Consider the following 21,839-nt stretch of genomic DNA (forward strand, 5'->3'; position numbering starts at 1 on the left):
TCAGACGCTTTTTGCCACGCTGTCGACCAGCGACATCTCTTCGCTGCTCAGCAGCTTTTCGATATCCACCAGGATCAGCATGCGCTCGCCCAGCGAACCGAGACCGGTGAGATATTCGGTCGCCAGCGTTACCGCGAACTCCGGCGCCGGGCGGATCTGCTCGGCGGTCAGCGACAGCACGTCGGAAACGCCGTCGACCACGATGCCCACCACGCGCTGGCCAAAGTTCAGCACGATCACCACGGTGTTTTCATCGTAAGACACGCTTTGCTGCGAGAATTTCACCCGCAGATCGATGATCGGGACGATCACGCCGCGCAGGTTAGTGACGCCCTTGATGAACGCCGGCGTGTTGGCGATACGGGTCACCTGATCGTAGCCGCGAATTTCCTGCACCTTGAGGATATCGATGCCGTACTCCTCGTTGCCCAGGGTAAAAATCAGAAACTCTTGCCCTACCGTTTCGCCAGCCAATTTGCTGACGGCTGCCAATCCTGCCATATCATTCACCTTTTAAATCAATAAACTCATTATTATGCGGCGGCGTCCGTCAGACGCTTTTCACGGTTCAAGGTTTGCAACGCCGAGACATCGACGATCAATGCTACGCTGCCGTCGCCCAAAATGGTCGCGGCGGAGATGCCCGGCACTTTGCGGTAGTTGCTTTCCAGATTCTTCACCACCACCTGATGTTGGCCAATCAGTTGATCCACCAGCAACGCATAGCGGCGACCGGCGCTTTGCAGGATAACGACGATGCCCTGCGTGGCATCGGTTTTGGCGCCTTCCACTTCAAATACCCGATACAGCTCCACCAGCGGCAGATATTCGCCGCGCACCTGCAGCACGCGTTCGCCTCCGGCCAGCGGATGCAGATCTTCCGCCTGCGGCTGCAGCGATTCCATCACCGCGTTCAGCGGCAGGATAAAGACTTCGTCGTTCACCTTAACCGACATGCCGTCGAGGATCGCCAGCGTCAGCGGCAGCAGGATGCGGATGGTGGTGCCTTTACCGGCCTGCGAACGGATCTCGACGTGGCCGCCCATTTCCTGAATATTCCGTTTCACCACGTCCATGCCGACGCCGCGGCCGGAAACGTCGGTCACCTGCTCGGCGGTGGAGAAGCCCGGTGCAAAGATCAGCATGCCGACCTCTTCATCGCTCATGCTGTCGCTCACCGCCAGCCCTTGCGACGCGGCCTTGGCGAGAATTTTTTCGCGGTTCAGGCCCGCGCCGTCGTCGATAACCTCAATACAGATGTTGCCGCCCTGGTGTTCGGCCGACAGCACCAGATTGCCGACCGCCGACTTGCCGGCGGCGATGCGGGTGGCCGGCTCTTCGATACCGTGATCGAGGCTGTTGCGCACCAGGTGCGTCAACGGATCGATAATGCGTTCGATCAGGCTCTTGTCCAGTTCGGTGGAACTGCCCTGCAGCGTCAGCTCCACCTGCTTGTTCAGCTTGCCGGCCAGATCGCGCACCAGGCGCGGATAGCGGCTGAAGACATATTCCATCGGCATCATGCGGATCGACATCACCGACTCCTGCAGATCGCGCGCGTTACGCTCCAGCTGACTCATGCTGTTCAGCAGGTCGCCGTGGTTCACCGGATCGAGCGTGCCGGAGCGCTGCGCCAGCATCGACTGGGTGATCACCAGCTCGCCCACCAGGTTGATCAGCTGATCCACCTTTTCCACCGCCACGCGAATGCTGGTGGACTCGCTCGCCTTGGCGCGCGCTTTCGGCACTTCCGCCGGAGCGGCGGCCGGTTTGGCGGCAGGCGGCGCGGCGTTCGCGACCGGCGCAGGCGCAGGTTCCGGCGCGGCGACCGCTGCCGGTAAGCTCGCTTCTGCAACGGCCGGTTCGCTCTGCGTCGGCGTCGAGAAGCTGATTTGTTCCGGCTCCAGCACGAAGCACAGCACGGCGCTGATGTCGTCTTCGCTGGCGGAGGTGAGCAACGTCACGTCCAGACTGTGTTCCGTCTGATGAGGGTCTTTAACCTCGCCGAGGTTGCCCAGCCCTTCCAACATCAAGGGGATTTCACTGGCTTTCAGCCCGTTCAGGCTGATGCGCATGCCGCCTTCGATCGCCGCCGGCGCAGCCGCCGGCTTCACGACAGGCTGCTGAACGGCCGGTTGAGCCGCAGGCGCCTCCTGCTGCTGTTGCGCCTCCAACGCCAGCTGGCGCAGCGCCTGGCAAATGTATTCAAAGCTTTCGGCATCAGGCTGTTGCGAGGTTTTATAGGCGTCCAGTTGCTCCTGCATAATGTCTTTGGTTTCCAGAAACAGGTTGATAATCTCGGTGCTCAGGCTCATTTCCTGGCGTCTTGCACCGTCCAGCAGGTTCTCCAGCAGGTGGGTCGTTTCCTGCAGCACCGAAAAGCCAAAGGTCGCCGCACCACCCTTGATCGAGTGCGCCGCGCGGAAGATGGCGTTTAACGGCTCGATATCGGGGGCCAGCGGATCCAGCTCCAGCAGGTGTTGCTCCATGTCGGCCAGCAACTCGTCCGCTTCATCAAAGAAGGTCTGATAAAAATCGCTAATGTCCATGCTCACGGGGTCACCTCTGGCTGTGAGTCGCGGTTAGTCGGTGCGGGTGCGGCCGCCGGTTGTTCCGGCGCTTGGCCGGCCGGGGCTATCGCCGGGGATGCCTGCGATTGAGCAACAGGGTCCGCCGCCGCCGGCGGCGTCGCTTGATCGGTCGGCGTTACCGCCTGGGGTTCCGGCGTTTGGCTGGCCGGCGCAGTCGCCGACGGCGCCAGCTGCTTCAGGCTATCCGGCTGGGCGATATCCATCGCGTTGCTTTCGGCATTTTCGTGTTCGATGCCTTCTTGCGTTTGCTTATTCAGCACCAGCACGGTGATGCGACGGTTAATCGCGTCATCGGCACCGTGCTGTTTCAGGCTCATGGTGGCCGCCATGCCTACCACCCGCAGCACCTTGCCTTCCGCCAGGCCGCCGGCGATCAGCTCGCGCCGGGAGGCGTTGGCGCGATCGGCCGACAGTTCCCAGTTGCTGTAGCCGCGCTCGCCGGTGGCGTAAGGGATATCATCGGTGTGGCCGGACAGGCTGATCTTGTTCGGCAGGTCGTTAAGGATCGGCGCTATCGCCCGCAGAATATCGCGCATGTAGCTCTCGACCTGCGCGCTGCCGGTTTTGAACATCGGCCGGTTCTGACTATCGATAATCTGGATGCGCAGCCCTTCGTCCATCATGTTGATCAACAGATGCGGACGCAGCGCCTTCAGGCGCGGGTCGGACTCAATCAATTCGTCCAGCTTTTCGCGCAGCTTGTTCAGGCGCAGCTCTTCGGCGCGCGAGTCCGGCGAGTCGACCTGCTTTCTCACCAGGCCGTGCTGCTGGGTAGGATCGTCGCCGCCGCCCGGGATCGGGCTGCTTTCGGAACTGCTCTTGTCGCCGCTGGTCAGGGCGACCTTGAGCGGCGTGCGGAAATATTCGGCGATTTGCGTCAGCTCCTGCGGGCTGGCGATCGCCAGCAGCCACATCACCAGGAAGAACGCCATCATCGCCGTCATAAAGTCGGCATAAGCGATCTTCCAGGAGCCGCCATGATGGGCGGCATGATGCGACTTGCGCTTTCTGACCAGAACGACCGGATGATTCTGTTTCATGCTTCTTCTTCTTCCGTCACCTGCTGCACCGGCGCTTTCACGCGGCGCACGTGTTCTTCCAGCTCAACGAAAGAAGGACGTTCGGTGGTATACAGCGTTTTGCGGCCAAACTCGACGGCGATCTGCGGCGCGTAACCGTTCAGGCTCGACAGCAGCGTGACCTTGATGCACTGCATCATCTTGACGTTTTCGGCGCTCTTCTGGCGCAGCAACGTGGCCAGCGGCGAGATAAAGCCGTAGGCCAGCAAAATGCCGAGGAAAGTACCGACCATGGCGTTAGCGATCAGCGCGCCCAGTTCCGCAGCCGGCCGATCGGCCGAAGCCAGGGCGTGCACCACCCCCATCACCGCCGCGACGATACCGAACGCCGGCAAGGAGTCGCCCACCATCGCCAGGCTGCCGGCGGGCACTTCACTTTCCTGCTCGTAGGTTTCGATCTCTTCGTCCATCAGCGCTTCGATCTCGAACGCATTCATATTGCCGCTCACCATCAGCCGTAAATAGTCGGTAATGAACTCCACCAGGGTGTTATCGGCAAGGATGCGCGGATAATTAGAGAAAATTTCACTTTCTTGCGGATTATCGATGTCGAACTCGAGCGACAGCATGCCTTGCTGACGCGATTTGGCCAGCAGGCGGAACAACAGCGCCATCAGATCCATGTACAGATCTTTGTTGTATTTGGAACGACGCATCAGCCGCGGCAGCGCGCGCAGCGTAGCCTTGATCGCCTTGCCGTTGTTGCCGACGATGAAAGCGCCGACCCCCGCCCCGCCGATAATCAGAAACTCCGCAGGTTGATATAACGCACCGAGATGACCGCCCACGATCAGGTAGCCGCCAAACACCGCACCCAATACCACGAGATAACCCAAAATAACTAGCACACGCATTCCTTAAATTAACAATGTGGATGGAAGGTGGGGCAAACGCGCCCTGGCGCGACAGACCAGGCTGCGTGTCTGGGGGCGGCATGCCGCCCCTGCGTATCACACGTCGGTATTCATTGCCGAGAGCCGGCAATGTGGCGGCTCAAATGGCGCGTTTGACCTGCTCGTCCAGCAGTTGAGGAATAATATCGGCCAGTTGCGGCGAAAGTTTACGTCTTTTTACGGCGCGGGATGGGGGTTGGCATAAACTGCAGATGAAACCGTTCAGCGGCTGGTGCGCGTGGGTGATAAATGCGCCGCCACAGCAGCTGCAGGCGGAAAGCTGCAGCATGCCGCTATCGACGAAACGCACCAGCGTCCAGGCACGGGTCAGCGCCAGCAGCGGCGCATCGCCGGCCTGCTGGGGGCACTGCTCCAGATAGAGGCGATAGGCTTTAATCACCGCTTCCACCCCGCTGCACTGCCCGCTTTTCATCAGAAACAGGTAGGCGTTGTAAAACATCGACGAGTGAATATTCTGTTCCCAGGTCATAAACCAGTCGGTTGAGAACGGCAACATCCCTTTTGGCGGCGGGCTACCGCGCAACTCCTTATAAAGTTTAATCAAGCGCCCGCGGCTGAGCTGGGTTTCGCTCTCCAGCATCTGCAAACGGGCTCCCAGTGAAATCAGCTCCATGGCGAGCTGAATGTCCTTGGCTTCTTGAACAATACTTTTCTCAACCATCATCAGGCTCTTTTCTTCGTCGGGCTAGCGTCTTTACTCGATAGCTCTTGCAGTAAATGGCTTGATAGCAAAATGCCGGTATGGATTTGTTGCAGATCGTCGACGCGCGACTCTTTGGTCAGGCGTTCGATGGTCTGGTGATCGTTAAAGCGGAAGTGGCAAACCAGCTGGTTGGTCTCGGCCAGTTTGACCATTTGCGGTAAAGTCAGCTGCGCCAACGCGTCGGCCATGGTTTCATCGATACCAAGGCGGAACATCGCGGACGCTTTTTCATCGTTGATCAAACGCTGTGCTAAAAGTAAATATGACAAATTGATGTCATAAATATGCTTAAGTAATTCAGACGTACCCATATTCCCCATCCCGACAGACTATGTTTAAAAACATACGCTGGGTGATAAATTTTATCGCCCGTGACCTGGGTTGTTTCCCAAAGTTGGCAAATTAATCTCTCAAAAACGACTGCTATAATTTTCGCCAATCGCTAAATTCGACCACTGTTCAGTATTTGCTACGAGCGTAAACCAACGTGTATGGATGTACAGCATTCTGCTTCGATAGTGTTTAGTCACCATGAAACTATTTTTACAAATTTAATAAGATTATTCCTAAAGCAGCGCAACTCTACCCCCGAACCATTAGCACACACAATGTAAGTGAGAGGCAATTTTAAATACAATGTGACATAGATCACAAAAATAAAAAATATTTAAGCCAAATACCCTCAAATACGCACATTTATTGACCACTATTTTGCTCACAAAACAGACACAGGTAAAAAAACGTCTTAAAAACAATGTTTATCAGCCAAAAAATTATCTTTTTTAGATCAATTCGAACAAAAGCATCACCAAACCAAAATAACAGAACAAAAATCTGCATGTAGCCGACAAACTCAGCATAAATAACCAGTTAAACCGCTAAAAAATATCCAAGCTGAAAAATAACCTCTGTAAACTATAAGGTTATTAGCTATCAGATTTGACTTAAGCCCCCTGCTTGAGGCTGTTCTAATTTTCAACATCAGGTGATTAAGCCTTATCAATGATTCGCTGGCGTAGTGAACAAGCAAACAGACGTAACGATATGTTTCCGTATCAGCACGGCGAAAGAATGGTCTTTTTACGTTAAATCACCCCTAAAACGGCATATCGGCAGCACACCCTAAAACTTTAATGCTTTTTTATTTCTTTTCTGTCACCGTTATAATTATTCCGCAGGTGAATAGATTATTAACCCGCCCCCGTTTCCATCCTTTCATTGCGATAAAATAAAACGCAGTTTTGTTTTACTCTCCCCAATCTTCAGCGTCAGAGAGGCAAAGCCTCAACGCAGGCGGCAATGACAAACACCGCGTAATGCCGTTGCGCCTCTTAGGGCGGGTGAAAAAAACGCCGCGAAAGCGACAGCGCGAACTGGCGCGCAGCAGGAACAGCGGCGCTTCTGCCGTCATCCGCGCAGCCTCGCCCTGAGACTTTCCCTATTTCTTCATTTATCAGCAGGATGAGATTGCTGATGGCGCACTTGCATATTATGATTTATCGAAGCGCCGCCGCAGGCGACGCCTCATTATTACCCAGTGCAATTTATCTACTTGAAATGATTTTTGTCAGGTCGTACATCACTGCCTCGGCGGCGTCGCCGTGAGCCGCTGATGTGTTATTCACCCGGCTTTAACTATTAACAGGCTATATTTTAATCATGACCGATACGCTCGAATATTTGCTGACATTCCGTAAATGCTCCTCTTTGGACAGCCTGGAAAAGGTGTACGACAAACTGAACTACTCCATTGAAAATGATACAGAAATTAGCAACATGTATCGCGCCGCCGACCACCGTCGCGCCGAGCTGGTTGCCGGTAAATTGTTCGATCTGGGCAAAGTGCCGAAAACGCTGTGGGCGCAGGTGCTTTAATTCAGCGAAATTACGTGCGGCAACGGTTTTATCTTTTATTGCTATATAACCGGGCAAACGCAGCTTTTATTGCCGCGCGTGATGCGAAACACATTTATTACGCCCATCAGGTTCTACCCTTTATCCGAGCGCAGCATGTTCTCTAAGGCCACCGACGCGGCAGCCTGAAACACGGCGTAGACAACAAGGAGTGGGATATGGGGTATCAAAACGTTCTGGTCACCGTCGCCGTCGCGCCTGACAGCCACCGCCTGGTGGAAAAGGCCGTCTCTATCGTCCGCCCCCACGCCGGCAACATCACCCTGTTAAGCACCCTCGCCAACCCGGAAATGTACAACAATTTCGCAGGGCCGATGCTGGGCGATTTACGCACGCTGATGGAGGAGGAAACCCGGCTGTTTATGGAAGAGCTGCGTCAACGCGCCGGTTACCCAATTGCCGATATGCTGATCGTGCACGGCGAACTGGGTGACAGCCTGGAATACGCCAGCCGCAGCAGGCCGTTCGACCTGCTGCTGTGCGGCAATCATCGCGACGGTATGATGAACAAAGTCTCCTGTTCCGCCGCCCGCTTCATCAATATCAGCCATATTGACGTACTGATCGTCCCGCTCTAAGGCTAAGCACATTCGGTAACGTTGCCTTGCCGCCCCTGAACTAGGCTTAACGAACCTTGTTTGTCGCAATGCAAAGGAGCTTTCTATGTCCCCTTCTCAACAGAACCGCCGCTTCCTGCTGGCCTCGCGCCCCCACGGCGAACCGACGGCGGCGAACTTCCGTCTCGACACTGTCCCCGTGCCGCAGCCCGGCGCGGGACAGCTGTTGTTGCGTACCGTCTATCTGTCGCTGGATCCTTATATGCGCGGGCGCATGAGCGATGCCCCTTCTTATGCACCGCCGGTTGAGATCGGTCAGGTGATGGTGGGCGGCACGGTCTCGCGCGTGGCGGTCTCACAGCATCCCGACTTCAACGTCGGCGATTGGGTGCTGGGCTATGACGGCTGGCAGGATTATGCCCTGTCCGACGGCAGCGGCCTGCGCAACCTCGGCCCACACCTGCCGCGCCCTTCCCGCCTGCTGGGCGTGCTGGGCATGCCGGGGTTTACCGCTTACATGGGATTGCTCGATATCGGCCAACCGCAGGCGGGTGAAACGCTGGTGGTGGCCGCCGCCAGCGGGGCAGTCGGTTCGGTGGTCGGCCAAATCGGGAAGCTGAAAGGCTGCCGCGTTGTCGGCGTTGCCGGCGGAGCGGAAAAGTGCCGCTATGCGGTGGAAGAATTGGGTTTCGACGCCTGCATCGATCACCGCGCGCCCGACTTTGCCGAGCAATTGGCCGCTGCCTGCCCGCAGGGCATCGACATCTATTATGAAAACGTCGGCGGTGCGGTGTTCGACGCCGTGTTGCCGCTGTTGAACGCCAAAGCCCGCATTCCGGTCTGCGGCATCATCGCCCATTACAATGCCACCGGATTACCCGCCGGGCCGGACCGTTTGCCGCTGCTGGAGGGGCTGATCCTTCGTAAACGCATTCGTATGCAAGGCTTTATCATCTTCGACGACTACGGCTCTCGCTTTGATGAGTTCCTGCAACAGATGAGCAGTTGGGTCGAGCAGGGGAAAATCAAGTTCCGCGAGGACATCGTCGACGGGCTGGAACAGGCGCCGCAGGCGTTTATCGGTCTGCTGCAGGGCAAGAACTTCGGCAAGCTGGTGATCCGCGTCGCCGACGAGTAACCGGTAACAGGGCGTGGTACACCACGCCCTGCTTTTAATGCACGGCACCGTCGCCGAATCGCGCATCCTCCTCTACCGTCAGCGTCACCTGCACGATAGTGCGTACCGCTTCCACCATCGTCGCCAGCGCCATACTCGGCTTACCCGGATGCGCCGCCGCCAGCGTGTGGCTGTACGGAATATGCACGAATCCCCCCCTGACCCTCGCGTGCTGCGTCTCCAGATAGTGCCGCAGACCGTAAAAGATATGGTTGCAGTTATAAGTGCCTGCCGTATAGGACACCCCCGCCGGGATCCCCTGCCGGCGCAGCTGCTGCACCGCGGCCTTGACGGGCAGCGTACTGAAATAGCCCGCCGGCCCGCCGGCGACTACCGGTACGTCGATCGGCTGCTTACCGGCATTGTCGGGAATGCGGGCATCGATCAGATTGATGGCCACCCGTTCCAGCGATATCTCGGCGCGGCCCCCGGCCAGCCCCAGACAAATCACCGCCAGCGGCTGCAATGCCTCGATCGCAGCGATCAACTGCAGGTTGGCCTGGCCCAATACGCAGGGCAGCTCGAGCACCGCGATCTCCGCGCCGGCGATCTGCTCACCGGCCAATGCCTGCGCAACCTGCCAGGAAGGGTTCACCGCGTCACCATCGAACGGCTCAATGCCGGTAACCAAGACTTTGTTCATCATTTCTCCTGACTGAAGGCCAAATTCGTGTGCTACCAGCCTAGAGAACGCAGTATGATTCTGGAAATGGATTATCTGTATATAGAGTATTCATAAAATGAATTTAGCCAACGTCGATCTCAACCTGCTGGTGGTGTTCGAGGCGTTGTATCAGACGCGCAACGTGACCGCCGCAGGCCGGCGTCTCAACCGCGCCCAGCCCTCCGTCAGCAATGCCTTGGCGCGGCTGCGCACGCTGCTGAACGATCCGCTGTTTGTTCGCAGCGGCGGCGGCATGGCGCCCACGCCGCGTGCCCATCAGCTTATGCCGCAGATACGGCAGGTACTTGAACAGATCCACCTGGCGTTGGCACCCCCTGCCCGTTTCGATCCGGCCACCGCCGGGCAACGGCGCTTTACGCTGGCGGCCGGCGACTATGCCGATATCTTGCTGCTGCCCGCCATCATCAGTCGGTTGCGTCAGACAGCGCCCGGCATCGATATTCGCGTTTCGCGTCTGGACCGTCACAATATTTACCGGCAGCTGGATCGTGGCGAGGTGGACATCGCGCTGGGAGGGCATCTTTCAGGTACGGAAAGCCACTATGTGCGCACGTTGTTTGAAGAGCACCTGGTGTGCATCGCCAGCCGTTCGCACCCACAGCTGGCGGATGACCGCTGGGATCTGGCGCGCTATCTCAGCCTGCCGCATGGGCTGTACGCACCGGCCGACGACGGCTCTGCCAGAGGATTGGTCGACCGTCGCCTGGCGGAAATCGGCGGCCGGCGGCGCGTCGCCGTAACCTTTTCGCATATTGTCGCTCTGCCGGCCGTGGTCGCCGACAGCGATCTGATCGCCACCCTGGCCGCCAGCGTGGCTCGGCGCTTTTCCGATCCGCAACGCGTACGTTTTCTCCCGCTGCCCGACGAGTTGGCCATCGCCCCTTTTCCCATTGAACTGATCGCCGGCCGGCAGGCGCAACGCGACCCGGCCTTAATCTGGCTCTGCGAACTGATCGGCCAAATTCCCCTCGATTTCTGCCCGGCTTAACGCCGGCACTCGCTGCATTTTCAACCGTTCAAACCCGCACCTCAGGCCCCGTCGCTGGGCCTTTTTTCGCCCACCAAATAGGAATCATCCGAATTCACATTCAACAAATTTATATATTTGATCATCTTTAACTGGCAAATGGTAAGGATAAAAAACAGTCAGTGACTTTTTTTACGAAAAAAAAGAGTTGTTTTATAAACACGTTGGTTTAAGTGTTACACATTTACTTTTTGGTATTACCAATTTCCCAATAATTTGATATAAAAAACGATCTGCTCGCATCTATATGTTTTAGATAATAAAAAACAAGATCGTGAGCAAGTTAACGAATTGAGCATTGATCCAAAAGGCTATTTTGCAAATGCAGAGCTCTATTGTAGACTGCACAAATCGTGCCTTTGTGTAAACTTTGTTAAATATTTCGTCAGTTCCTGTCTCAATTCGTGACAGATACGCCATCGGGATCGCGCGCCAATTCTCGTGCGGTAGCTATGCCTAAACCGGGGAATAGTATGGATCGCCTTATCATTGCGCACACGCCTTTGCCCTCCCATCAGCTGTTGTTCCGAAGCCTTTCCGGTGAGGAAAAACTGGCCGGGCTGTTCGAATTCGACGTCGAGCTGCTCAGCCCCGACAATCGGCTCGATCTGAAAGCACTGCTGGGACAAAAAATCACGCTGGAGCTGCGGGGCAATCCGTTGGCGCCGCGTTATCTCAACGGCAATATCACGCGCATGACGCTCTCCGGACGAGAAGCCGGCGGCAACCGTTACTATATCTACCGCGCCGTGCTGCGCCCCACGCTGTGGTATCTGACGCAAAACCGCGACTTTCGCATCTACCAGGAAAAGACCGTTCCCGACATCCTGACTCAGGTGCTGGGGCAGTATCAGGTGAAAATCGATAATCGCCTGAGCTACGACTACCGCATCTGGGGATACTGCGTGCAGTACCAGGAGAGCGATTTCGACTTCATCAGCCGCCTGATGGAACACGAAGGCATCTATTACTATTTCACGCACCAGCAAGACGGCCATACGTTGGTGCTGGCTGACGCGCCGTCGGCACATCAGGAACTCGCCGGCTACGCCAGCATTCCCTATCAGCTCGCAGAAGGCGGCCTGGTGGAAAATAAAGACAGCATCAACAGCTGGAGCGTCTCGGACGCCATTACGCCCAGCCTGTATAGTCTGGACGACTACGATTTTCGCAAACCGCGCGCGCGGTTGCTGGAGGCCCGGCAGAATCCCGCCTCGTTCGCGCAGGACAAAGCCGAGGTGTTCGACTGGCCCGGGCGTTATACCGATCACGCCCACGGCCAGTTTTACGTCAAGGTTCGCCAGCAGGAGTTCGAAGCGCAGCATGAACAGATGAGCGGCGAAGGCAGTTCGCAGGGCATTGCCCCCGGCTACCGTTTCCAACTGACTCAGGCGCCGCGCACGGAAGACAACCAGGCCTACCTGGTCGTCAGCGCGCATTACTTCATGCAGGAAAACAGCTACGCCAGCAATGATAACGACGCCGGCGAGCAACGTACCGAATTTCAGGTCGTTCCGGCGGGCATCAACTGGCGCCCCGCGCGCACCACGCCCTGGCCGAAAACCCATGGCCCGCAAACCGCCGAAGTGGTTGGCCCGGAAGGCGAAAGCATCTGGACCGATAAATATGGCCGGGTGAAACTCAAGTTCCGTTGGGATCGCCACGGCAACGGCAATGAAACCAGCTCGTGCTGGGTGCGCGTCTCCAGCGCCTGGGCCGGCTGGAAATACGGCGGGATCCAGATCCCGCGCGTGGGTGAGGAAGTGGTGGTCGACTTTATCAACGGCGATCCGGATCGCCCGATCATCACCGGCCGCGTTTACAACGAAGACAGCATGCCACCGTGGGATCTGCCCGGCGACGCCACCAAAATGGGCTTTATGAGCCGCAGCAAAGGCGGCGGCACCGACAACGCCAGCTTCCTGTTCCTGGAAGACGCGCCCGGCAACGAATCTTTCGACATGCACGCCGAACGCAACATGAACATGACGGTGGAAAACGACAAGAACGTCAATATTGACGGCAGTCGCACCACCACCATCGGCCGCCTGCAGGACGACACCGTCACCGGCGACGCCACATTCCTGTACAAAGCAAAACGCACCACCACCGTCAATGGGCTCGAAACCGCCAACCTGAACGCTCACCAGACGGTGAACATCAAAGGCGGCCGCGACCTGACGATTATCGACGGCGGTGATAAGATCGACATCACCGGCAATCAGTCCTTCAAGCTTGACGGCGCGCAGACGCAAGACATCACGCAGACGCAACATGTGACGGTGAAAGGCAATCAGACCCTCGACATTACCGAGGGGCAACAGACCAGCACCATCAACAAGGGGCAGACGGTCAACATCACCGCCGGCGGCCAGCACACCACCATCACCGCCGGCGGGCAAACCACTACGGTCACCGCAGGCGGTCAAACGCTGACGGTGGAGGCTGGCGGCCAGACCACCGACATCACGGGGAATGTCAAAGAAACCTACAAAAACGATCAGCAAACGACCATTAGCGGTTCGCTCACCATCACGGCAAAAACCATCAACATTACCAGCGAGGACGGCGTGTCTATTTCGGCGCCCACCTGGAAAGACAACTGCCATGGCTATAAGTGGACCGCGATAGGCGCCAACCTTGCCTTAACGGGGCTGAGCGTCAAACATACGATGTTCGATGTTTCCCATAACCCGCTTTCGATCAGCAAAACCAATTTCAAGCTAAGCAACGATCCCATGACGTTCACGCAGCTTGGGGCCTTAATAACCAACGGTTCTTTGCGATTGAGCAGCAAGGCGCTGGCGATCTTTTTATAAGTAGGGATGCCCATGTCAAAAGCCAAAAATATCTTCACCGTCATCGGTTTGATTTTATTGGCCCCTATCCTCAGCCTGGTGGGTTTTTTCAAATTCATCACGGTCGATATCTGGGGCTATTTCAAACATATCGGTTCTTCTCTCAGCGTGATGGAAAACGGCGTTTCCGCCTCCGGGCAAATCGTCAGCATTCGCCAGACCAATCTCTGGGACGGCAACCGACCGGTCTGTGAAGTCGAGATCAAGTACATCGCCCAAGACGGAAAGAACCATACGGCGGTGGCGAAAGGCCCGATCAGCGTCGTGGATCTGCCGCGATATCAGCCGGGTCATTTCACCGCGATAAAGTACGACCCGAAGAACCCCAAGAAAGCGGTGATCGAAGAGCTTTCCCGGCTTTGAGCGAAAATATACCTTTCAATCGACGCGTTCCGGTTTCTACGTGCTGAAAGCGACTTGTCGTCCATCAGTTCGCTAAATCACCTTGTATAAGGAAGTGTCACGATGGGTGCGTTTATTGCCTTTTCGACGCAGGACAGCCTTTGGGGACAAATCCTGTTTACCTTCTTTGGCATCCTGGTTGGCTGCGTCTTGCTCGCCGCGATCGGCAAAATCTTTTTGTCGGCAAGCCGGGCAGAGGCGTTACCTGTGCGGCTGCTGATCTTTGTCGCGCTGATGCTGGCGCTCCTGAAATACAACCAACAAGTGATGTCTGCGGTGAATGCGCCCGCAGAACTGATCGGGTTCCTGGTCTTGCCCGGTTTTTTGATGAGTTACCTGGGTGCGGCGGCACCCGGCAGACTGGCACTGGCGATAGAGCTGGGCTGTTTTGCAGCGCTGGCCGCGCTGTTGATTCTGGGCACCGCCGACATCGGCTTTTTTGCGCCCTATCACCTGGAAAGCGCCGGCCAATTTATCGCCAAGACGATCGCCGCGGCGTTGTCCGTGGCCACCGTGCTGCTGGTTCGCGGAATAAACGGGAAAGACAGCGCGCTGTCCTCTTGATCATCCATTTCGAAGCGGGGCTCGCTCCCCGCATTAACGTTCGGCGCTGAACGCCGCATCGTTTTCTTCATCTGTTGTGACATAGCCTGATATCTATTAAACCGAAAAACGGATTGTTTTTGAGCAAGCAGCCTGGCTGCCGGCTGATATCCACAGGAAGCTTTACACACACACAATGAAAGTCGTAAAACCTCTGCGCCTCAGCGCGCTTCATCGCCCCTTCTCTTGGCAAGGGCAAAATCATCTGGGCGTTTCCGTTTTGGCCTTGGCCGATATGGGGGCTTCCCCGCGCCTGCGCCCCGAACCGGAGCTGTGGCAGCTGGCTGCCGAAGAGCTCACGTTGAGCGGCGGCGTGCTCGACCTGGCTATCCCGAAAGCCTGTGCGGAGTTTCTCGCCACCGGCAACGCCTACACCCACCATCAGCAAGACAAAACCGCCTGCGCCGTGAAGATCCAGCTGGATTCGCTGGAGAAAACGCTGGTGGTTTTCGGCGATCGCCATTGGATCAACGATCGTCCTTCCACTCCCCTTCCTTTTGCAGAAATGCGTCTGGACTGGCGCCGGGCTTACGGCGGCACCCAGTTCGCCGATAATCCACACGGCATCGGCGCCACTCCGGAAACATTTCCGCAAGGCCGTATCCATCGCCTACCCAATATCGAACCGCTGCAGGAGCGCCTTACGTCGCCTCGGCATAGCGCGCAACCGGCAAGTTTTGACGCGTTGGATATCACCTGGCCGCGTCGCTTCTCCCGCATCGGTAAAAACTACGACGCCGACTGGTTGAAAAACGGCTTTCCCGGCTTCGCCAACGACATCGACTGGCGCCTGTTCAACATGGCAGACAGCGATCAGCAGTTTCCCCAGCGCGACACTCTGCCGCCCCAGGCCGCCTACCGGATATGGAACATGCATCCGTCGGAGCCGATGCAGCAAGGGCATTTACCGCCGTGGCGCGCACGCTGCTTCATCAACCGGCTGCGCGGCGGCGAAGCGCATTTCGGGGAAATCACGATGCGCCACACCACCGTGTGGTTCTTTCCCCATCGCGAACAAATGCTGTTGATCTACCAGGGCAGCCTTCCCATCAATGAAGACGATGCCGCAGACGTCATGCAGCTCATGCCGGCGCTGGAAATTGAGGGTAAAAGCCGCAGCGTCGCTCATTATCGGCAGGTGCTCGATCAGCGGCTTGATAAAGAGCATGGCGCTCTGCACGCTTTTCGTGAAAAAGATTTGCTGCCGGAGTGCTGTATCGGCCCCTGGCTGGATACGGAAACGCCGACGCTGCAAAGCCCGATGGTGGAAAACATCGCCGCCTACGAACATCACCAACGCGAACAACACCGCCAACGTCTGCAGCGCGAAGGCCGAGACATCGACGACATGTTTCCCGCACCGCCAGCGGAACCGATGCCCTCTTTGGAGAAGTTGGCCGAGTTTGTCGACGGCATGGAACAGCGCGCTGAAGCGCATTACCGTGAAATCCTTGATGGCGCGCAGGCAAACGGCATTGATATTGACGGCCCAGGCCCCGCCGACCTTTCCGGCGCGGAAAGCTACCAACAGCAGCGCGACCAGCTGTTTCAACAAGCGCGTCAACGCCCCGATGCGTTTAGCGACAAGCAGCTGGGGGAAAGCGAGCGCGCGCTGCACCAGATGTATTTAATGTCGGCACAGGCGCAAAACCCGGCGTTGCGTTTAAGCGGCGATCTGGCGCAAATCATTCGCCAACGCGTCACCGCTGCGATGCAGCGCGATAAAGATCTCAGCGGCCTGGACCTCACCGGCGCCGATCTGTCCGGCATGGACCTCAGCCATGCCACCTTGCGCGGCACGTTGCTGGAAAACGCCAATCTGCGCCAAACCCGGTTGGTGGGCTGTGACCTTCGCGAGGCGATGTTGGCGCGCGCCGATCTCAGCGGCGCCGTCTTGCAGCAGGCGGATCTGAGCCACGCCTCTTTGGCCCTGGCGAAATGCGAAGCGACGGATTTCGGCGGCGCGCAGCTGCACGAAACCAACATTCAACAAACCTTGTTTCAACGCTGCGATTTCACGATGGCGTCATTACGCGATTTGCTGGGATACGAAACCTTGCTCGGGCAGTGTGACTTCAACCGCGCCACGCTGGCCAACATTACGTTGATGGAACTGCAGCTGGAGCAGCTGATATTCAGCCACGCCCGGCTCGACAAAGTCAGCTTCATCAAATGCCGGCTGCTGGCGGTGAACTTCGATCGGGCGCGGCTGGAGAGCTGCGCCTGGGTTGATACCGAGACGCAAAGCCTCAGCTTCCGCGCCGCACGCCTCACCGCCTGCGCCTTCGCAGCGAAGACGCTGTTGCCGCAGGCGGATTTCAGCGACGCGACGCTGAACCAGTGCAATTTGCGCCAAATGCCGTTGCAGCGGGCTAATTTCAGCCGTGCGCGCCTCGATAACTGTGACCTGTCGGAAACCCAGCTGAACGAGGCCGATTTCCGTCAGGCCAACGGCAGCGGCAGCCTGTTCATTCGCAGCGATTTGTCCCAGGCCAACCTGCGCGACGCCAATTTCATCGCGGCGATCCTGCAAAAATGCGTGCTGTCAGGCGCCGACCTGCAGGGCACCAATCTGTTCCGGTCCGATTTGTCGCAGTCGCAGGTGGATCGGGCGACCCGGCTCGACGGTGCCTATACCGCCAGGGTGAAAACATTGCCTCGCCATAACGGGAAGGAAGTATGACCTCAAAACCTGAGCAGATACGCCAGCGCGTGAAACGCGGCGAGCTGATTGCCGGTGAGGATTTGCACGGCCTGTCATTCGCCGGTATGGATTTGGCCGGCGGCATGTTCAACGAGTTGAACCTGAGCGGCGTGAACTTCTCCGATTGCGATCTGCGCGACAGCGTCTTCAGCGATTGCCGGCTCGACCACGCGCAATTTGCACGAGCGAACCTGAAGCAAACGGCCTTCAATCAGTGCGCCATGTCGGGCGGCCGCTTCTGCGAGAGCCATATCGAACTGACGATGTTCAACAACTGCCGGCTTGAACAGAGCGACTTCAGCCGGCTGTCGCTCAATCAAAGCCACTGGATGTCATGCCAATTGGCCGGCGCGAACTTTTCCGCCACTCAGCACGATCGCACCACCTTTTACGAAAGCCCGCTCGACGGCGCCGCGTTGAATCATGCGCGGCTATCCCTTGTCACGTTCTTTCGATTAAACCTCTGTGAAACAGGGTTTGAAGGGGTAGATTTCGACCGCGTCACGTTTTTCGAATGTGACCATCGCGGCAAAAGTTACGCCGGGCAGCGCCTCGTCGCCTGCCAGTTTACCGATAACCAACTGGACGACGTCGATTTCAGCCAGGCGACGCTGCGTCAAAGCAACTTCAAGGGCGCTTCGCTGCGGCGCGCCAACCTGACGGGCGTGCAAGCGCAGCAGTCGCTGTGGCTGGAGGCCAATCTGACCCACGCGCAGTGCCGCAGCGGGCAGTTCGATCAGGCGATCTTCAGCGAAGCGACGCTGGATGCCGCCAACTTCAGCCAGGCGCGCCTGTATCAATGCGTGTTCCAACGCAGCCGCGCGGCACGCTGTGATTTCAGCGACAGCGACCTGACCTACGCCGATTTCTGTTATGCCGATCTCGGCGCTGCCGATTTCCGGCGCGCGCGCTTTATGCGCACCCGCATGCATCGTGCCCACCAGCAGCAAACGCGCTGGGGCGATCGCAGCGGGATTCTCGAGCGCGACGAAGAGCTGTACGCCGCCGAAACCTGGAGCGCACAGCGCCAGAGCCGAATCTGAATGCATTGACCACTTCACGAGGGGATCACCATGAGCGTTGCCAACACAACTCGCGCCGTCAACATCACACCGCCCCAGCAGGCCGCCGGCCAGGTCGTCAACCTGTTGCCGGACGGCAGCCTGGTGGTGGAGTGCGAAGGCCGCGGCTGGCACTGCCGCCGGGCGGCGAGCTGCCTGCTGACGCCGGCCCTCGGCGATAGCGTGCTGGTCGCCGGCTGCGGCCACCAGCTGTGGGCGATCGCCGTTCTCGAACGTGCGGAACCGCAAAGCGCGGCGCGGCTCTGCGTCACAGGCGATCTGCAAATTGAAACGCCGAGCGGTTCGCTGTCGCTGCACAGCGCGCAGGCGCTAAAGCTGAGCGGCGACGCCATGACGCTGCAGGCCAACAGCGGCGACTGCCACGTCGACAAGATGAAATACAGCGGCGAGGAGCTGTCGGCCTTTGTCAGCATCAGTCGCCTGGTCGGCAAGCGCTGCGAGTCGCTGTGGCATTCGGTCAGCCAGATCAGCCATTCGCTGTTCCGCAAAGTGCGCCAAACCGAGCACGTGCGCGCCGGGCAGCTGGATTATCAGGCGGAAGATTACGCCCGCATTCATGCCCGTAACACGCTCATTACCTCAAAAGACATCACCAAGCTGGATTCGGAACAAATCCACGTCGGATAACCTGCGGAGGCCTTTTATGTTTGCCAACAGCCAAATGATCGGCGTGGACCTGGCGTTTCCCGACGTCTGTCTGACGCCAAGCCCGGCGCCGGTGCCCGTGCCCTACCCGGATATCGCCCTGGCGCCGACCGCCATCCCGAACGCGTTCAACATTCTGTTCGTCGGCACCCCGGCGCACAACATGGCAACGGTGACGCCGCTGACCAACGGCGACAACCCCGGCGTGGCCACCGGCGTCGCCTCCGGGACGGTGATGGGGCCGTCCCGCCACCTGACCGGCGCCTTTACCGTATTGCTCAAAGGCACCCCGGCCACCCGGCTGACCAGCCTCAGCCTGCAGAATTCCACCAACGCGCTCGGCATGCGCATTGTGCCGAGCCAATTAAAAGTGTTGCTGCTTGCGCCCTGATGACGGCGCCTTATTACACAGCCATTCAATCAAGAAAAGAGGACATTGTGAAAACACGGATTACCCTGACGCTGTTGACCGCCCTGACGCTTGCCGGTTGTTCCACCCCGCCACCACCGCCGCCGGCGCTCAATAACGACGCTATCGTCAGCAGTGAAGTCAACGGCGTCACGCTGCAGCACCGCGCCGCGGTGAGCGCGCCGAAGCAGTTCAAGCCGATCGGTGAGGAGTACCGCAGCCTGTACGCCGCCAGCATCATGAGCAGCCCGAATTATACCGGCACCGCCGTCGGCAGCCTGGACAACGCCGCCGCGTTCTACGCGCTGGGCGAAGTGGAAAACAACTGGCTGGCGATCTCCGCTATCCGCGGTGGCGATCTGGTGGGGTATATCCAGGCCAACGCCGGCGTACCGGAAGCGCGCTACAAATCGACGCTGCGCAAAGATCTGCCGCGCCGCGCACGCGCCACCAAACAGGACTGCGTCAAAGTCGGCGGCGACAGCAAGGCGTGTAAAAACGCCGGTTCAGCTACCTGGATCCTCCAGTAGTCAGCACGCCTGCGGGCGACGAGATTCCCATGATGACAACCCCTATCACTTCCCGCTGGTGCGGGATGCTGTTTCTGCTGCTGGGCGCGTTGGCGCTCGGCGGCTGCATGTCTTCCGCCAAAAACGTGCCGTCGCGTTACAGCCTGGTGTTCGATGCCGATCGCCAGGTCAACGCCGCCGGCGCGCAACCGGCGCCGATCAAAATCCGCGTGCTGCTGCTGCGTTCGGATGCGGAATTTATGGATGCCGACTTCTTCAGTCTGCAAAACGACGCCAAAAGCGTGCTCGGCAACAGCCTGCTGGACAGCGATCAGTTCTTCCTGACGCCAGGCCAGACCGGCAAAAAGCTCGGCGGGCAAAGCGCGTTGGATGCGCGCTACATCGGCGTGATCGCCGAGTATCAAAATCTGGACGGCAAGACCTGGCGCATTTCACTGCCGCTGCCGGAACCCACCGAAACCAATTTCTACAAGGTATGGCAATTCTCGCCGGATGAGCTGGAAGCGCATATCGTCGCGGGCGTGAATGGCCTGCGCCCCGTAAAAAAGGTCGACTGACCTACCGCTGCGCTGAAGCGAAGTAACTATAGGTGTGATGATGAAAGATGCTCATAAGGTTGTCTGGACTGAGGGAATGTTTTTGCGCCCTCACCATTTCCAGCAGGCGGAAAACTATCTCGAAGGCTATATACGCAACTGGGGCCAGGCCCACAGCGGCTGTTTCTGGGGGTTCCTCACCCTGGATCTGGACCAAACGCTGCTGCGCCAGGGCAAGATTGCGCTCAACGCCGCCAGCGGCATCATGCCGGACGGCACGCCGTTTCGCTTCGCCGGCGCCCGGCAGGCACCCGCACCGCTGACCATCGCCGAAAACAAGACCGGTGAAAACGTGGTGCTGGCCCTGCCGACCTATCGTGCGGGGCGTGAAGACGTGATCTTTCAGGAAAGTCCGGAGGCGCTGGCGCGCTATCTGGCTTACGAGAACGAAGTCGACGATCTCAACGCCGTCTCGGTGGGCAGCGCGGCGCTGCAGTTCGGCCGCCTGCGCCTACGGCTGATGCTGGAGAGCGAACTCAACGCCGAATGGACCGCGCTCGGCGTGACCCGCGTGCTGGAAAAACGCGGCGACAACAGCCTGCGCCTCGATACCGCACAGATCCCGCCGATGCTGAACTGCCAGGGCAACCCGGCACTGAAAACCTTCATCAACGATCTGCAGGGCCTGCTGCAACAGCGCAGCCAGCAGATGAGCCAGCGCCTGCTGCAGCCGGGCCGCGGCGGCAGTTCCGAAATGGTCGATTTCATGCTGCTGCAGCTGATCAACCGCCATCTTGGCCAGGTGAGCCACGCCTACCACCTCGACCATCTGCACCCGGAGCGCCTGTTCGCCGATTGGCTGCAGTTCGCCACCGAGCTCGCCAGCTTCTCGGCGCAGCGCACCCCGGAAGGCCGCCTGCCGGTGTATGACCACGACAACCTGGCGCTGTGCTTCGGCAAGCTGATGCTGTTGCTGCGTCAGGGGCTGTCGGTGGTGCTGGAAGACAACGCCATTCAGCTGACGCTGGTCGAACGCTCCCACGGGCTGAACGTCGCCACCGTGCAGGACGCCAAAATGATGCGCGATTTCGGCTTCGTGCTGGCGGTGCGCGCCGACGTGGCCGCCGAGGTGTTGCTGACCCATTTCCCGGCGCAGATGAAGATCGCACCGGTCACGCGCATCCGCGATTTGGTGCAGCTGCAGCTGCCGGGCATCGGTTTGCGCACCATGCCCGCCGCGCCGCGCCAGATCCCCTATCACGCCGGCTACACCTACTTCGAGCTGGAAAAAGGCGGCGACCTGTGGAAACAGATGGAAAAATCCAGCGCCTTCGCCCTGCACCTGGCCGGCGAATTCCCGGGGCTGGACATGGAATTTTGGGCGATTCGCAGCCATACGGACCGGTAACCTATGACTCAGGAA

21 protein-coding genes are annotated in these 21,839 nt (G+C 58.3%); 14 read left to right on the forward strand and 7 right to left on the reverse strand.

Going from position 1 to position 21,839, the window contains the following annotated elements; all coding sequences use genetic code 11:
• From cheW to flhD, 6 genes are all read right to left on the reverse strand, one after another.
• On the reverse strand, positions 1-501 hold the full coding sequence (cheW, locus tag C3F38_RS17740; protein ID WP_025303271.1) for a chemotaxis protein CheW: 501 nt from the start codon (positions 499-501) through the stop codon (positions 1-3).
• Positions 502-533: 32 nt separating this feature from the next.
• Positions 534-2,555, reverse strand: a complete 2,022-nt coding sequence (cheA, locus tag C3F38_RS17745) for a chemotaxis protein CheA (protein ID WP_103791722.1) — start codon at positions 2,553-2,555, stop codon at positions 534-536.
• Positions 2,552-3,631, reverse strand: coding sequence for a flagellar motor protein MotB (motB, locus tag C3F38_RS17750; RefSeq protein ID WP_047730453.1), 1,080 nt, complete (start codon positions 3,629-3,631; stop codon positions 2,552-2,554). The genes cheA and motB overlap by 4 nt, the downstream gene beginning before the upstream one ends.
• Complete coding sequence (gene motA / locus C3F38_RS17755) at positions 3,628-4,518, reverse strand: flagellar motor stator protein MotA (protein ID WP_038876807.1); 891 nt, start codon at positions 4,516-4,518, stop codon at positions 3,628-3,630. The genes motB and motA overlap by 4 nt, the downstream gene beginning before the upstream one ends.
• 145 nt (positions 4,519-4,663) lie before the next feature.
• Positions 4,664-5,248: a flagellar transcriptional regulator FlhC gene (gene flhC, locus C3F38_RS17760; RefSeq protein WP_019452971.1), complete on the reverse strand. Its 585-nt coding sequence runs from the start codon at positions 5,246-5,248 to the stop codon at positions 4,664-4,666.
• Positions 5,248-5,598 carry a flagellar transcriptional regulator FlhD gene (gene flhD, locus C3F38_RS17765; RefSeq protein ID WP_033643537.1) on the reverse strand — a complete coding sequence of 117 codons (351 nt, stop codon included), beginning with the start codon at positions 5,596-5,598 and terminating at the stop codon, positions 5,248-5,250. The genes flhC and flhD overlap by 1 nt, the downstream gene beginning before the upstream one ends.
• Positions 5,599-6,946: 1,348 nt before the next feature.
• On the opposite strand from flhD, the gene ydgT reads away from it, so the two are divergent.
• The 3 genes from ydgT (at position 6,947) to C3F38_RS17780 (ending at position 8,896) form a co-directional block, all read left to right on the forward strand.
• Entirely contained in the window at positions 6,947-7,162 is a 216-nt protein-coding gene (gene ydgT, locus C3F38_RS17770; RefSeq protein WP_038876804.1) for a transcription modulator YdgT, read from the forward strand.
• 197 nt (positions 7,163-7,359) lie between these two features.
• Positions 7,360-7,779 (forward strand): universal stress protein UspC, encoded by a 420-nt coding sequence (uspC, locus tag C3F38_RS17775; protein ID WP_038876801.1) that lies wholly within the window; start codon positions 7,360-7,362, stop codon positions 7,777-7,779.
• A gap of 85 nt (positions 7,780-7,864) precedes the next feature.
• Entirely contained in the window at positions 7,865-8,896 is a 1,032-nt protein-coding gene (locus C3F38_RS17780) for an NADP-dependent oxidoreductase (RefSeq protein ID WP_104456922.1), read from the forward strand.
• Positions 8,897-8,930: 34 nt separating this feature from the next.
• Here the strand turns inward: C3F38_RS17780 and pcp are convergent, their stop codons facing one another.
• Complete coding sequence (gene pcp / locus C3F38_RS17785; RefSeq protein ID WP_038876799.1) at positions 8,931-9,578, reverse strand: pyroglutamyl-peptidase I; 648 nt, start codon at positions 9,576-9,578, stop codon at positions 8,931-8,933.
• A 97-nt stretch (positions 9,579-9,675) separates the two neighbouring features.
• Between pcp and C3F38_RS17790 the strand changes: the two genes are divergently transcribed.
• The 11 genes from C3F38_RS17790 (at position 9,676) to tssK (ending at position 21,824) form a co-directional block, all read left to right on the forward strand.
• Positions 9,676-10,608 carry a LysR family transcriptional regulator gene (locus C3F38_RS17790; protein WP_055316348.1) on the forward strand — a complete coding sequence of 311 codons (933 nt, stop codon included), beginning with the start codon at positions 9,676-9,678 and terminating at the stop codon, positions 10,606-10,608.
• Positions 10,609-11,120: 512 nt separating this feature from the next.
• Positions 11,121-13,466, forward strand: a complete 2,346-nt coding sequence (locus C3F38_RS17795; protein ID WP_038876797.1) for a type VI secretion system Vgr family protein — start codon at positions 11,121-11,123, stop codon at positions 13,464-13,466.
• Positions 13,467-13,478: 12 nt separating this feature from the next.
• Positions 13,479-13,868, forward strand: a complete 390-nt coding sequence (locus C3F38_RS17800; RefSeq protein ID WP_038876796.1) for a DUF3592 domain-containing protein — start codon at positions 13,479-13,481, stop codon at positions 13,866-13,868.
• 102 nt (positions 13,869-13,970) lie between these two features.
• Complete coding sequence (locus tag C3F38_RS17805) at positions 13,971-14,471, forward strand: hypothetical protein (RefSeq protein WP_038876795.1); 501 nt, start codon at positions 13,971-13,973, stop codon at positions 14,469-14,471.
• 175 nt (positions 14,472-14,646) lie between these two features.
• Entirely contained in the window at positions 14,647-17,193 is a 2,547-nt protein-coding gene (locus C3F38_RS17810; RefSeq protein WP_055316349.1) for a DUF2169 domain-containing protein, read from the forward strand.
• On the forward strand, positions 17,190-18,257 hold the full coding sequence (locus tag C3F38_RS17815) for a pentapeptide repeat-containing protein (RefSeq protein WP_055316350.1): 1,068 nt from the start codon (positions 17,190-17,192) through the stop codon (positions 18,255-18,257). The genes C3F38_RS17810 and C3F38_RS17815 overlap by 4 nt, the downstream gene beginning before the upstream one ends.
• Before the next feature lie 30 nt (positions 18,258-18,287).
• Positions 18,288-18,923, forward strand: a complete 636-nt coding sequence (locus C3F38_RS17820; RefSeq protein WP_055313133.1) for a DUF3540 domain-containing protein — start codon at positions 18,288-18,290, stop codon at positions 18,921-18,923.
• 16 nt (positions 18,924-18,939) lie between these two features.
• A complete protein-coding gene (locus tag C3F38_RS17825; protein ID WP_004934933.1) occupies positions 18,940-19,332 on the forward strand; it encodes a DUF4150 domain-containing protein in 393 nt (130 codons plus the stop codon).
• 47 nt (positions 19,333-19,379) lie between these two features.
• Positions 19,380-19,880, forward strand: a complete 501-nt coding sequence (gene tagV, locus C3F38_RS17830; RefSeq protein WP_055316351.1) for a type VI secretion system accessory protein TagV — start codon at positions 19,380-19,382, stop codon at positions 19,878-19,880.
• A gap of 29 nt (positions 19,881-19,909) precedes the next feature.
• Complete coding sequence (gene tssJ, locus C3F38_RS17835) at positions 19,910-20,437, forward strand: type VI secretion system lipoprotein TssJ (RefSeq protein WP_047730446.1); 528 nt, start codon at positions 19,910-19,912, stop codon at positions 20,435-20,437.
• A 40-nt stretch (positions 20,438-20,477) separates the two neighbouring features.
• On the forward strand, positions 20,478-21,824 hold the full coding sequence (gene tssK / locus C3F38_RS17840; protein ID WP_047730901.1) for a type VI secretion system baseplate subunit TssK: 1,347 nt from the start codon (positions 20,478-20,480) through the stop codon (positions 21,822-21,824).
• Positions 21,825-21,839 lie beyond the last annotated feature (15 nt).

The organism is Serratia sp. SSNIH1, from assembly GCF_002935055.1.
Classification (GTDB): Bacteria; Pseudomonadota; Gammaproteobacteria; order Enterobacterales; family Enterobacteriaceae; genus Serratia; species Serratia nevei.

Excerpts from the sequence above, each read along its gene's own strand:
- flhC (WP_019452971.1), bottom strand. The coding sequence starts at position 5,248 with ATGATGGTTGAGAAAAGTATTGTTCAAGAAGCCAAGGACATTCAGCTC.
- uspC (WP_038876801.1), top strand. The coding sequence starts at position 7,360 with ATGGGGTATCAAAACGTTCTGGTCACCGTCGCCGTCGCGCCTGACAGC.
- C3F38_RS17820 (WP_055313133.1), top strand. The coding sequence starts at position 18,288 with ATGAGCGTTGCCAACACAACTCGCGCCGTCAACATCACACCGCCCCAG.
- C3F38_RS17795 (WP_038876797.1), top strand. The coding sequence starts at position 11,121 with ATGGATCGCCTTATCATTGCGCACACGCCTTTGCCCTCCCATCAGCTG.
- C3F38_RS17805 (WP_038876795.1), top strand. The coding sequence starts at position 13,971 with ATGGGTGCGTTTATTGCCTTTTCGACGCAGGACAGCCTTTGGGGACAA.
- C3F38_RS17790 (WP_055316348.1), top strand. The coding sequence starts at position 9,676 with ATGAATTTAGCCAACGTCGATCTCAACCTGCTGGTGGTGTTCGAGGCG.
- cheW (WP_025303271.1), bottom strand. The coding sequence starts at position 501 with ATGGCAGGATTGGCAGCCGTCAGCAAATTGGCTGGCGAAACGGTAGGG.
- C3F38_RS17780 (WP_104456922.1), top strand. The coding sequence starts at position 7,865 with ATGTCCCCTTCTCAACAGAACCGCCGCTTCCTGCTGGCCTCGCGCCCC.
- C3F38_RS17815 (WP_055316350.1), top strand. The coding sequence starts at position 17,190 with ATGACCTCAAAACCTGAGCAGATACGCCAGCGCGTGAAACGCGGCGAG.
- tssK (WP_047730901.1), top strand. The coding sequence starts at position 20,478 with ATGAAAGATGCTCATAAGGTTGTCTGGACTGAGGGAATGTTTTTGCGC.
- motB (WP_047730453.1), bottom strand. The coding sequence starts at position 3,631 with ATGAAACAGAATCATCCGGTCGTTCTGGTCAGAAAGCGCAAGTCGCAT.
- C3F38_RS17810 (WP_055316349.1), top strand. The coding sequence starts at position 14,647 with ATGAAAGTCGTAAAACCTCTGCGCCTCAGCGCGCTTCATCGCCCCTTC.
- pcp (WP_038876799.1), bottom strand. The coding sequence starts at position 9,578 with ATGAACAAAGTCTTGGTTACCGGCATTGAGCCGTTCGATGGTGACGCG.
- tssJ (WP_047730446.1), top strand. The coding sequence starts at position 19,910 with ATGATGACAACCCCTATCACTTCCCGCTGGTGCGGGATGCTGTTTCTG.
- ydgT (WP_038876804.1), top strand. The coding sequence starts at position 6,947 with ATGACCGATACGCTCGAATATTTGCTGACATTCCGTAAATGCTCCTCT.
- C3F38_RS17800 (WP_038876796.1), top strand. The coding sequence starts at position 13,479 with ATGTCAAAAGCCAAAAATATCTTCACCGTCATCGGTTTGATTTTATTG.
- C3F38_RS17825 (WP_004934933.1), top strand. The coding sequence starts at position 18,940 with ATGTTTGCCAACAGCCAAATGATCGGCGTGGACCTGGCGTTTCCCGAC.
- flhD (WP_033643537.1), bottom strand. The coding sequence starts at position 5,598 with ATGGGTACGTCTGAATTACTTAAGCATATTTATGACATCAATTTGTCA.